We start from the raw sequence: 12934 nt of genomic DNA, 5'->3' as shown, positions 1-12934 counted from the left end.
CCCCCCCTCGCATAAGTCCATGAGCGAGGGTTGGACGCCAGCGTTCAAAACAGTGTGCAATGCATCTCACTCGATACATGTCATCGGATGCGTGTAGGGAGTGGGTATAGGGAAGCGTAGGGGGCCGTCTGCGCGTGGGGGATCAGGGGTCCGGACGAACAGGCGGGTCGGGCGGTAGTGGGAGCAGCGTAGAGCCTGCACCGTCTGCTTCTTCTGCTGGGGTTCGCTCAATGCCCTCGGCAAGGTCTTCGGCCCCGAGATAGCCCCGTCCCATGTTGTTGAGGCGCTGCTGGATTAGGGCGCTGGCAGACTGCATGGGTTCGGCTGCTGCAGAGAGCGCGTTCTGGGCCGTTCCGCCTGCTGTGCTGAGCGCCTCAGCCTGTGTTGCTCGCTCGGCGGCTATCGAAAAGCCGGGGTCGATCGTCGTGGCCTCACGGTAGTGCTGGGCCGCGGCTGAGAAGTTGTCGCGGTCTTCCTCGAGCAATCCGCGGCTAAACGCCAGAAACGCATCCAGGCTTTCGGTGGGAACGGGCGAGATGGCAGCGCGCTCTGCATCCGTTAAAGACACATTGATGGCATCGAGCAGGGCGAGCACAAGGTCTTTCTGCATCGAGAAGAGGTCGGCCAGCGCACCGGTCTTAGCGGGCACGCTGGGGGTGCTGTCAGCGTTAAGCTCCAGCACCACCATATCCATTCGGATGTCGCGCTCCTGCGTTACGCGAAACGACCCGCCTGCCAGGCGCCCGGCGCCGAGAAGCCGCCCCACGCGGGGCGCTGAGCGGCGGTCTACGTAGTCGGACTGCCCAAACTCAACCTCGCGCAGAATCGCCTGCAAGCGCACCCGCTCCACAACGCGCAGCTCGCGCACGTTGGCGAGGTCGGCGATCATCATTTCGGCCAGGCCACGCCCCAGCGGCTCGTACTGGTCAGACACGCCCCGGTAGTTAAACGGAAGCACAGCGAGGATGCGGGGCGACACCTCCCGGTCGGCAATGGTCGCTTCGCGGGTCATCAGACCCCGGATCTCGGTGCGGGCCTGTTGGCGCACGATCCACTCATAGCGCCCTTCCATGAGAGACCGGTAGCGTGAGGATTCGGGCACAGCATCGTACTGCGAGAACAGCTCCAGGGCTGCGTTTTCGCGTCCCACGCTCTCGCTTGCCATGCCCAGGTAGAACAGCGTTTTTGGATCGTTTGGGACGTGTGCGTAGGAGCGCTTCAGGGTGTCGTACGCGCGGTTGGGCCGGCGCGTCTGCATGTAGATCGCCCCGAGATCACGCAGTGCTGCAGCATCCGACGGGTCGTCGTCGAGCCGCTGCTGCAGCATGCGCACTTCGTTGCGATAGTCGCTGGGGTCCTCGCTGTAGGATAGCTCTGACGCCGTGCACGCCGTGAGCACCAGCAGTCCGCTTAGTGCAGCCACGACGGTGAAAAGCGTTTGGGGGAAAGGCGTTCGGCGGAAAGCAGCATGAGCCAAAGAAAGCATGAGCCACACAGGGGCTTAGTTCATAGTGCTCGACGAGGCTTCGCTGCTGCGGATATCGCCACTCAGAGCGAGCATAGGACGCAGGCTTTCGGCCTTGCGCTCCGCACGTGCAAACCCACTGTCATGGTCAGTTGCCTCTATAAACTTCTCAAATGCCCCGCGGTAATCCCCCCGCTCCATGCGTTCGAGTCCTTCCGAGTAGGCCATCATAGCATCGAGCGAGTTCGTTTCCTCTGTGCCGAGCTGCGTCTCTTCCATCTCGACGTTAACGGCTCGCGTCACGTTCTGGCTAAGCTCCTCGATCAGCGTGAAGAACGACTCTGCTTCACCGGTCACCTCTTCGCCGAGCAGCACTTCGCCCGTCTCCACGTCTACCACGCGTGCCGTGATGCGCATCTGATCGTTCAGGATGATGTAGCTCCCAAATACCACGGCGGTTGCACCGAGCAGCTCACCGGTACGTACCGCTGTCGACTGGTCGACGACGCCCTCCTGGCGCTGCAGCTCCAGCTCGTTGAGCAGCCACTGAATGCGTTCGCGCTCGATCACTTTCAGATCGACTCCACTGTTGATGTAGTTAATCATCATGGACGGCAGCCCCTTCGTGAGCCCCTCAAACCGCTCACGCTGATCGACCGAGTTGTTCGAGAAGTCCATAATCGCAAGCGTCTGCAGTCCCGGACTGGCTTGCTCTACGCTGTAGTCGTCTTGTACCTCACGGCGTGCGTCGTAGTAGAGGCGGATGAGGGGCGGCGGCTCATCGTCGGCGTCAAGCTCTACGATAGGCGGCTCAAGCCGGATGAGTTCGGCCATTGCCTCGCGCGCCTCAGCTTGCTTGTCCTTCGCGATGTAAGAGCGGCCCAGATAGCGAAATGCCTCGATGCGCGTTTCCGAATCGTATGCAGACGAATGTGCAATTTCGGAAAACAACTCAATTGCGCGGTCGTAGTCCGCAAAAAGATATTCGTCTTTCGCCTCTTCCAGCGACACATCTTGCGCCCACAGGCTGGATGCCGTAAACAAAAGAAGGAGCACCACAACCGACAGCGGCCGGTGCACCCGCATACTTGAAGGCTGAATATATTGTGTGAAGCGTTTATGTTGCATAACCGTACCCTGTGTGCTCCTGAATCTATCGAAAGAAATTACCCAACGTCGTTGTCTAACCCGCCCCAGTTCACGTAGACATCCCTGCCCTTCTATCTTTCATCCAGAGAAGGCCATACTCGGTGCGTTCTGACGCAGCTGTATGTGACAGGCATGCCATGCAGGCTTGGGTGCCCGTGCCTATCAGAGTTCACCCTGCTGACAGCTGCTCCCTACTAAACACTACGCAAACAAGAACGGGAAGCGGACATTCATTTGCAATAATATGTGTGCTTTTTCGCCTATGGGACTTACGCCATCGGAGCACGCGCATGTCATTGCATCCCGCCTGTGGTGTCACATGCAGTGCCTGGATGCGACTATTTAGGATATGGTAACGAGCAAAAAAAGCGCCAGACGCCGCGACCCAGACGCCGCGATATAGAGAAGAGACGGGTGCCGGTTAAGCTGATGCTGCTTAATCCGTGAACGTAATGAAGTACTCTACTTCCGTGAACGACGGCTCGACGTTGATGGTGTACGTGTACCCCGAGAACCGATCTCGTTCTTCGCTCTCTCCACGCCTGATACGCACCACCCCACGGCTCAGGATGCGGTCTTGGCGGTCTACGCGCACCTGCACCTCGTAGCTTCCCGGCTCAAAAGCAACCTGGCTCATCTCGAGGGTTGTTTGGCCGGTATCTTCGCCATTGATCCAGACGCTTCCCCACGGGTCGGCATTTATGCTTACCAGGTGTGAAAAGTGACACTGCACCTCGTTGCTCTGCCCTGCTTCGAGCGATACGGTTGTAGCAATGCGCCCATGCTCAGGGTGCACGCACTCTACCTGCTGTGCTCCTGCTTCCAGCTGAAACTGGCCCCGGTCCGATGCCGACTCGCCCGCCACGCGTACGGTGCCCTCGGGCTGGGCTTGTACGACCAGCGTAGCAGGCGCTGCCGACGCATCAGCAGGCGGCTCCTCAGAAGAAGCTTCTGGTTCGCGCGGCTCGCGCGGCGTTTCCTCGGCGTCGCCGCCCGCAGTCGACTCTGTCGTTGCAAGCGCTGTTGGATCGGCCACCAGCCTGGGTTCGAGCCGGATAGTCGATCCGCTTGCTTCTGCCGTAAGGGTCGTATCAAACGGCTCGTACCCTGCCTTCTCGATGCGCACGCGGCGCTCCCCTGCCGCAATCAGCACTTCACTGTCAAAAGGCGTCGACCCGATTGCTTCACCATCTACAAACACCTGTGCTTGTGCTGGCTCCGTCTGAACAGCCAGGCGCACGTCGCCCGACGTCAATGAGACGTCATCCAGCACGTAACGCTCTCCCTCTTCCATCGTGAGAGTCGTGTCGATCGGCATATAGCCCTCTCGCTCCAGCCGAACCTGTACAGCCCCCACTCCCGCTGCAAGTGCGTGTGCCTGAAGCGGCGACGTGCCAACCGAGTCGCCATCCACATAGACGATGGCGCCAGGTGGATCGGTGGTTACCGTGAGCGCAGGAGCATTCGATGATTCGCTTCCAGCCATCCACCACGTGCCTGTCGCAACTAACAGGAGAAGCAATGCCAGAGCGCCCCAAAGCAGGCTACGGCGCTCCGATGCGTTGTGAGATGGATCATGACTGGAACGGTTGGGCTCTTTTTCCGCAGCGCCTGCATGTACCTGGGTAGCTGTGCCAGAGCCCGTACCAGCGTCACTGTTTTCGTCGGACGTAGCAAGCGCCGTCTGTGTGGATGCCGTAGCGGTATCCCCGGCCTCACCTCCAGCATTATCCACGCCTGCAGCAGCTGCAAGCACCGTCTCCTCCGAGGCCGGCTTTTCCGGCATATCCTCCACCTCAAACTCCGGGGGCGTCCCCTGCATCGTCGGCTCCTGTGGTTCGGGCACGCTGCCCCCCGAAACGTTCTCTCCTTCCTCAAAGGCCTCAATGACCGCCATCATTTCTTCTGTGCTCTGATAGCGGTCTTTCTGCTGCTTTGCTGTAGCCGTGGTAATCAGATCTGCGAGCGGTTTCGGGATGTCGTCGCGGTACTCGGTGGGCGGAGGCAGCTTACCCTCCACGACTTTCCGCATGATATCGAAGTCGGTCTCGGCTTCCTCGAACGGAAGGTGGCCCACCAACATCTGATAGGCCACCATGCCAAGCGCATAAATATCGCTGGTGTCGTCGACCGCCTGAATATCCGATATCTGCTCGGGCGACATGTACTTAAGTGTACCTCCTTGCCCACCCTGCGTAACCGTCTGCCCCGAATCCTGGGTGCGCATCTTTGCGATTCCAAAATCCGTGACTTTCACCACGCTGCTCTTCGTGAGCATGATGTTCTGCGGCTTGATGTCGCGGTGGATCACCCCGGCTGAGTGCGCATGGCCAAAGGCGCGCAGCATCTGCTTGAAGAGCGGAAGCGCCTCTTCCAGCGGCATCGGGCCGTCGTCGAGGCGGTCTTCAAGCGTTCCCCCATCCACAAACTCCATGACGATCAGCAGCCCCAGGTCGGTCTCCCGGAGCGCGTACACGCTTACGATATGCGGACTGTCGATGCGGGCCAACGCGCGTGCTTCCGAACGAAAGCGATGCAGAAACAGGTCGCGGTTTGCTTGCGACGGGTTCACGCGCTTAATCGCTACCGAGCGTGAAAGAGCTACGTCTTCAGCCTCGTACACAACCCCCATACCGCCGCGTCCGATAACACGCTTGATGTGGTAGCCGTCTACCTCCTTGCCGATTGCCGAATCATCCATGTGCCTTATTGGGTCTTCACGTTTCTGCGCCGCATCTCACCTGCTATCTCTCACCTGTTATCTCTCTTCTTCTGCCAAGGCCCACAGTGAGGACCACAGTGCTTGCCGCAGCGGTGGGCAAACCATATGATGTACTGCGTATGCCCGCTTTGATTCCAATCAATTACCAGCGTGGACCACCCAGCATGGCCTACAACGTACGAATTAGTACGCAAAGTTACGACGCATTGTCGGATTCGGCGCGCTGGGCAATATCTTCTTTGTCAACTCCCCACGAGTCGGCCATTCGCTCCAGGTAGGCTTCAGTGAAGGCCGGACGATAGATCGCTTTCTCAAGCGCACTCGGCGACTGCTCGCGCAGCGCTTTCCATCGCTTGTAGAGCACGTCAACCGAAGCTTTCTCCTGTGATGCCCCTCCGCCACCGCCGAAGACTTTGTTCAAGAACCCATCGCCTTCTGCGCGGGCCGCTCGAATTGACTCGGGATTGAGCTTGTCGAGCAGCACATCGCTTCCGTGGGCCACAGCCGATTTGTATCCATTGAGCAGCGACACTTCGTGCCAGACCAGCGTGTCTACGGCTTCCTTCAGATGAGAGAGCCGCTTCTTCCGCTCGCCTTCCGACACCTCCGGATCCAACAGATGGGCTCGAAGGTCGCGCAGGTTGGCAGCCCGCATGAAGGCCCGGTCGGGCGGATGTACCACCGTGTTGCCGCTGAACTCACGCCAGAACTTGCGCGGGATGCTGGTGGTGCGCGCCACCGCTTCCACAAGCACGTTGATCACCTCGTCGACGTGTGCGGGGAGATCAGAAGCTGGATCAGAAGCCGGATCTGTAGCCGCGCCTGATTCGTCCGTCGAGGCTGCCCCCCGTGGTGTCTTCCCCGAAACACCTGTACCGGTTTCTTCCGACGCCTCCCGCGGCATATCGGCGCCCAGGACCATCGTAGCGAGATGCTTTACCGCATCATGCTCATCTACCTTAATCCCGCCTGAACGGCTTTCCAGCACCTCTTCGAGCGTGCGCTTCAGCTCGGCGTCGCGTATGTCAGACGGGGCATAGGTGTACGTCTCCATCATGGCATGAAGCGCACGCTTCAACTCGCGTGCATGGCGCTCAAACGGGTTTGACGGCTCGTCTTCATCCGCCAGTGCCGTCTGCTCCGATGAAGGCATAAAGAGCGGTACAAACTCGATGTGAAAGCCCCCCATCGCAAACACGTCGCCACTGCGAAGCGTGTACGAATCGTCGGCCCCGAGCTTCTGCCCATGCACAAACGTGTGGTTTTTGCTGCCCAGGTCGCGCAGCTTGTACTCGCCGTCTTCATGCACAACCTCGGCATGATGCTGGCTGATCTCCTGATCGGGAAGCGTAAGGTCATTGTCGCTCGCCCGCCCAAGGCGAATGCGTTCCTGCTCAAACAGGTAGTCGGCCGGGTCTTTACCCTCATCGCCTTTACGTTCAACCTGTAGTTTGATCGGCATCTGTGCGTTTGCTTCGATGAGTAAAATTGAAAAGAGACGTATTGCGTGTACCACACCCGCAAAGAAAGGACCACGCCCCGAACATACAATACGCGTACAAAGAACATAACAAGCACGCAGCTGGCCCCGCCGCGGGTCGTCGTTTTGCATGGCACAGCCCTCCATGAAAATACGCGCGTATTGTACCGCGATGCGGACGCCCTACCTGTACCGGGCGCCCCCTTTCAGGAGCGTCTGAGCGCCAAACAATTAGGGTACTATGAAGGATGAACAACGATGGCCCTCTGTCAGGATGCTCCGCCCAACCAGGGCAGGGACCTTGCGCAGTGCGCGCCGTTCGCATGCTATCCATACGCTTCTGTTCTTCCCGCTTTCCATTCCTCACTTTTATGCCGTCTGAAACCGGTTCTGCTCCTCTGCAGGTGTTACGTTCTGTATTCGGATACGATACGTTTCGTCCGGCGCAGGAAACGATCATCAACCGCCTGGTTGGTGGATCGGATGCACTTGTTGTTATGCCCACCGGCGGCGGAAAGTCGCTCTGCTACCAGATTCCCGCCCTCATCCGCGACGGCGTTGGCATCGTTGTATCGCCGCTCGTTGCGCTGATGCAAGATCAGGTTGCCGCGCTTCAGCAGGTCGGTGTTGAGGCCGCCTGCCTGCATGCGGGGCAGTCGCACGAGGAGCGGCGCCAGCTTCGCGATGCCCTGCGCCAGAATCACCTCGACCTGCTGTACGTGGCGCCGGAGCGGGTCACCCACCCGTCGTTTGCTCAGCTGCTCGACCGCGCCCCCATCGCGCTCTTCGCGATCGACGAGGTACACTGCATGTCGCAGTGGGGCCACGACTTCCGCCCCGACTACCTCAACCTGGCAAACCTGCGCACCCGCTTCCCCGACGTGCCGCTCATCGGCGCCACCGCCACCGCCGATACCGACACGCAGGCCGACCTGCTCGATCGTCTACAGTTGGACGCCGAGGCGCTCTTCGTTACCGGATTCGACCGGCCCAACATCCGCTACACGGTCACGCGCAAGAACCGTCCAAAGCGCCAGCTACGACGCTTTATCGACGAGCGGCACGCAGGCGAGGCCGGCATTGTGTACTGTCGCACGCGAAAGAAGGTAGAAAGCACCGCCGAGTGGCTGGGCGAGCAGGGCATCCGCGCCCTGCCCTACCATGCTGGCCTGTCGGATGCGATGCGTAGCAACCACCAGCAGCGCTTTCTGCAGGACGACGGACTCGTGGTCGTGGCTACAGTCGCGTTTGGGATGGGCATCGACAAGCCCGATGTGCGCTTCGTGGCGCATCTCGACCCGCCCTCCACGCTGGAGGCCTACTACCAGGAGACCGGACGCGCAGGCCGTGATGGGCGTCCGGCCGAGGCGTGGATGACCTATCGCTATGGCGATATCGTGCGCCTCCACCAGTTTTTAGATCGCAGCGCGGCAAGCGACGACCACACGTGGGCACAGCGCCACAAGCTGAATGCGCTCTTTGGATACTGCGAAACGACCGACTGCCGCCGCCAGGTGCTGTTGCGCTACTTCGGCGAGGAGGCGCCCGAACCCTGTGGCAACTGCGATACGTGCCTGCATCCAGTGGATACATGGGATGGCACCGTGGCCGCCCAGAAGGTGCTCTCGTGCATTGCCCGTACCGGACAGCGGTTCGGCGCGGGGCATGTTACCGATGTGCTCCTGGGCCGCAACACCGAAAAGATTCGCCGCCATGGCCACGATCGCCTTTCGACCTACGACATCGGCGACGAGCTCAACAAGAAGGGGTGGAAGTCGGTGATCCGCCAGCTTGTGGCAGCGCGCTTTCTGGAGGTCGATGTGAGCGGATACGGCGCGCTGAAGCTCACACCCGCGTGCCAGCCGGTGCTTCAGGGGGATGCCACCGTCGAGCTGCGCAAGGATACGCAGAAGCATACCTCGGCGTCTGGCAACGGGCGCTCATCGTCGCGCTCCGCTTCGGAGGCTCCCGACCTGCCCGACACGCCCGAGGCCCATGCCTTGTTTGAGGCGCTACGCAGCAAACGCACCGAGCTGGCCAAGGCGCAGGGCGTGCCGCCCTACGTCGTCTTCCCCGATCGCACCCTTATCGCCATGGTGCGCGAGCGCCCTGCTACCCGCGCCGACTTTGCGCGCCTGCACGGCGTGGGCGATGTCAAGCTCAAGCGCTACGCCGACGACTTCCTGCCCGTGATTGCGGAGGCGGGATAATTCAAGCTCTCCCCTACCAAGGTGTCATTTTGAGCGGAGCGGAGCGAAGTCGAAAAATCTCCCTGCTGCCGATCATACCACACGGCCCGAGGGCATGCCCGAATGGACAGCCGCGCTCTGCGTGTGAGGGTACCGCTGAGATCCTTCCGCCCGGCCGCTGTCGGATGTCAGGATGACGCATGGTGGAGGGCAAGTGCCTGACTCATGAAGCGCCGACTCCTGTCGCCAGTCATGCTGAACACAGTGAAGCATCTCAGCGCCGTACGTTCGGAATGTCCTGCCACCAAGCGTGCAAGGGGCCGCTTCGCATGTGAGGGGCGCGCCAGGCGTGTTGGGCTGGCGTTGAGATCCTCCCGCCTACGGATGAGGCCTTCAGCGATCACTAAACTGCTGTCCACTCTGCCATTCAACGCACATCGTCACGATACACCGATACGATCACCTCTCGGTGTTCGGTGGCGCGAGCCTCACGCTTCATGCGATGCGCATCCAGCAGACGTTTTGAAACGTGTACACGCACAACCTGCAGGGCTCGGAGGGAATCGGGCTCCTCTTCCAATGCGTTTTTGAGGCGCGTGGTCGTGTGACGCGGAATAATGCCATCCTGAAACGCGCGAATCACGTCAGCGATGTACTTACGATCAGTCTTCGCAAAACGCTGATGCCTACGCATCTCACTTGATTTTAGACGGCGCACCACTTTTTCCTCGTTGGAGAGCCCCCCTGTAGCCCCTTGTGGTGTATCATGGGCCACCGCCTGTTCAAACGCTGTTCGATTCCGTCCTAAACAGTCATAAAAATCATCGGGGAGCGCAATGCGTGGGGTGTCTGGAGCGCATGAAAAGGCTTCAGCTGCCTCGAAAAAGGTGAGTTCGTGCGCCGCTTTAGGCGTTCCCAGAAAGAATTGCTTCAGTGCACCACGCCGGAAGAACGTGAGCAGTCCATGTGGACCCTCAGATGGGCTCCAGGCTGTGCGCGCTTTCTTCGGAAGCTTCTGAATGCGGGCGAAACGCTCGGGGTCGTTGTCGCGCACGGTGCGTAACAGCTGCAGGTACTCGAGTTCCGACGCAATTTCGTCTTCGCCCTCGTAGGTGGATGCCGTGTTCAAGCGATCATACAACTCTGCCCCAAACAACTCATGGGTAGACACCTCTTCCTCATCAGTTAGATACTGTGCATCTTCGCCCAGCGTATCATGAAAGGCCTGGATCTTCCCCTTGATGTTGGCCTCCAGGTTGATCTGGGCGTCTGCCTGATCGGTTGGAAAAAAGTTGTAGACGTAGATATTGTCGTGCGCGGTCCCTACGCGGTTGATTCGGCCCACGCGCTGAAGCACACGCGTTGGATTCCACGGCAAGTCGTAGTTGATCACCGTGTTGGACTCGTGCAGGTTGATGCCTTCCGCCAATACATCGGTTGTGATGAGCAGCCGGTAGTCGTCACGGGGATTAGACGCGGTCGGATCGAAGTTTTCGGCAATGCGCTGCCGGGCTCGATTCACCCCAAGGGTTCCGTCGGCGTCACGTCCACCATCGCTCGAATAGAACAAGACCTGCCCCGGCATGACGTCGTTGAGCGCCTCAAAGAGATATTCGCCTGTTTCCGCCGCTTCGGTAAAAACAAGCAGCTTCCCTGTGCTGAGTATTTTGTCGGAATGCAGCTGCTCGCGAAATGCATCCAGCTTTGGATCGTGCGTAATCGGTTTCCAATCGGCCTGAATCGACCGCAGCACCTGAAGGTCCCGCTGCACGGCTTCCATGAGGCCATCGGTGAACGCCTCTGCCGGATATGCTGACACGCGATCGGCCTCGATAAGCGCATGCAGCCGGTCGGTGCGGTCGTTATCGAGCAGGTCGAATACGTCCACATCTTTGCCGAGATACACGGTACCTGAATCGTACATCTCGATAAACCGCTCGTACGATTCGATAAAACGGGCCAGCGTTTGCTTAAATGCGTAAAAACTGCTCTCCAACCGCTTTACGATGATGCTTTTCATGAATCCACCAATATTCCGCTGCGACTGCTCCTGCAGCGGCGTCAGTTCGCCCGTATAGTACAGCAGCGGGGTGTAGCGCGCGTACGCAAAGTCCTTGAGTCGCTCGATGGTGCGCCGGAAAACCTGCTCAAGCTCGTCATCAAATGCATAGATGATGCGGCGCGGCGCCGCCAGATTGGGAAATGATACGCCCTGCTTGTCGAGGTCGTCTTTGTAGTACCTCTCGATCTCGCTACGCGTGCGCCGGATCATCACGTGTTTCAGCACCCGATCGCGTATGGCTTCGGAGACCTGCTGGGCCGTGGTTTCATGTTCGGGCGACTCGTTGGGGTACTGGTTGAGTGCTCGTGTTTGCTGCTTAAAGAACCGCTTGAGGTCGGGCACGCCGGGAATCGTACTGCGGCGCGGCGTCTGGAACAGCTTCAGCAGGCTGTAGAGATCGCTGATGGCGTTGTTAAGGGGGGTTGCAGATACGCAAACCACCTTTTTCCCAAAGCAGATCTCATGCAGCATTTCGTATCGCTGCGTATCCTCATTGCGAAACCGATGCGCCTCGTCCAGCACAATGGTGTCGTAGCGATCTGGGTCGCGGTGTAGCACCTGCTCCAGCTTCCCGAGCGACTCGACCCGGCATCCGCGAATCCCAAAATCAAGGAACGCCTCGCGCCACTGCTCTTCCAGCACGGGAGGGCAGATGACGAGCGTGCGGCCCTGAATCTGCTGCAGGAGCATGGCGGTAATGTACGTTTTGCCCAGCCCGACCACGTCGGCGATAAACACGCCGTTGTGGGCCTCCAGGATTTTGCGTGCTGCGGTTACGGCCTGGGTCTGGTACTCCAGTTCCATGAAGTCCTCGGGACGGTATAGCCCATCGTCTTGCGATTGCTCATCGAGGTTAATGTCTTCCTCGAAGTACTCGTACAAGAACTTCAGGTAGATGTCGTACGGGGTCAGTGCATCGTTGAGCCAGGTGCGCTGCTGCATCGTGTCCGCCACGTCGGGCGTGACCTCGACGCCCTGCTCCCAGAGCGTTTCAAACTGCTGCAGGGCATACCGCACATCGTGGGGCTGCTTCAGCTCCACGTTAAACTCGCGCTGGCCCACCAACCCCGATTCCGAGAAGTTGCTGGACCCGGTAATGACGTGGCCAAAATCACGGTCGTCTTCGTGGTACCGCCCGATGTACACTTTCGCGTGCAGCGGAGCTGGATATGCACGAATCTCCAGTTTTCCTTCACGTAGAAACCGCATGAACGCACGCAAGCCCTGCTCGATATCACGTTGCTCGTTAGCCGCTGCAATCTGCTGAATTACGTCGTCGATGACCTGCGTACGGGTATCGGCATGCGCGGCAAAGTCCATCGCCTGCTGCCTGCGGTGCGTGTCGAGCAACTGCCCCGTGGTGCGTCCGGTAGAGAGCCCAACGAGCAGGCGGATCTGGTCGACGTCGTTCAACGCTTCGTGGAGCCGGTGGAATCCGCTAAAGCGGAAGTAACCAACCAGTACATCGAAGTACTGCACATCGCTCAGGGTGTCGACAAAGCGGTGATAGAGCGATGCCTCTGCTTCGTTGGTAAAGAATGTGAGGTCGGTGGTACGAAGGGATGCAGAGGGGTCTGACATAGACGGTCAGTGCGGTGCGATGTGAGGACTCGATGCCTCGTTCAACGTAGCACACGAGGGATTCGAGTGCAACTGCGAGGACAGAAAAGCCCTCTTCCCCAGTCATGCTGAACGCAGTGAAGCATCTCGGCGCCGTACGATCGGGATGCGCTGCCGCCAAGCATGCACAGGACCGCTTCGTATGTGCGGGGCGTGCCAGGCGTGTGGTGCTGGCGTTGGGATCCTTCCGCCTGCGGCGTCAGGATGACGGGGATGGGGGCAGGGTGCCTGGCTCAAAGCGCCAACT

At 59.5% G+C, this 12934-nt stretch carries 6 protein-coding genes; 1 reads left to right on the top strand and 5 read right to left on the bottom strand.

The window, feature by feature from the left end:
• Positions 1 to 142: 142 nt before the first annotated feature.
• The 4 genes from PPP56_RS06360 to PPP56_RS06345 all read right to left on the bottom strand — a co-directional run bounded on the left by PPP56_RS06360 (position 143) and on the right by PPP56_RS06345 (position 6798).
• Positions 143 to 1423 (bottom strand): CsgG/HfaB family protein, encoded by a 1281-nt coding sequence (locus tag PPP56_RS06360; protein WP_353563198.1) that lies wholly within the window; start codon positions 1421 to 1423, stop codon positions 143 to 145.
• A gap of 78 nt (positions 1424 to 1501) precedes the next feature.
• On the bottom strand, positions 1502 to 2551 hold the full coding sequence (locus tag PPP56_RS06355) for a CsgG/HfaB family protein (protein WP_353563197.1): 1050 nt from the start codon (positions 2549 to 2551) through the stop codon (positions 1502 to 1504).
• A 499-nt stretch (positions 2552 to 3050) separates the two neighbouring features.
• On the bottom strand, positions 3051 to 5315 hold the full coding sequence (locus PPP56_RS06350; RefSeq protein WP_353563196.1) for a serine/threonine-protein kinase: 2265 nt from the start codon (positions 5313 to 5315) through the stop codon (positions 3051 to 3053).
• Between the two features lie 217 nt (positions 5316 to 5532).
• Positions 5533 to 6798, bottom strand: a complete 1266-nt coding sequence (locus PPP56_RS06345; protein ID WP_353563195.1) for an FHA domain-containing protein — start codon at positions 6796 to 6798, stop codon at positions 5533 to 5535.
• A gap of 389 nt (positions 6799 to 7187) precedes the next feature.
• Here PPP56_RS06345 and recQ point away from each other — a divergent pair, with 389 nt between their 5' ends.
• Positions 7188 to 9026, top strand: coding sequence for a DNA helicase RecQ (gene recQ / locus PPP56_RS06340; protein WP_353563194.1), 1839 nt, complete (start codon positions 7188 to 7190; stop codon positions 9024 to 9026).
• Positions 9027 to 9432: 406 nt separating this feature from the next.
• Here the strand turns inward: recQ and PPP56_RS06335 are convergent, their stop codons facing one another.
• Positions 9433 to 12648: an SNF2-related protein gene (locus tag PPP56_RS06335; protein WP_353563193.1), complete on the bottom strand. Its 3216-nt coding sequence runs from the start codon at positions 12646 to 12648 to the stop codon at positions 9433 to 9435.
• Between the last annotated feature and the right edge of the window lie 286 nt (positions 12649 to 12934).

The organism is Longimonas sp. (assembly GCF_040409695.1).
Taxonomy (GTDB): domain Bacteria; phylum Bacteroidota; class Rhodothermia; order Rhodothermales; family Salinibacteraceae; genus Longimonas.
The sequence above is the reverse complement of the archived record's forward strand: the minus strand, read 5'-3'. Positions and strand labels throughout refer to the sequence as shown.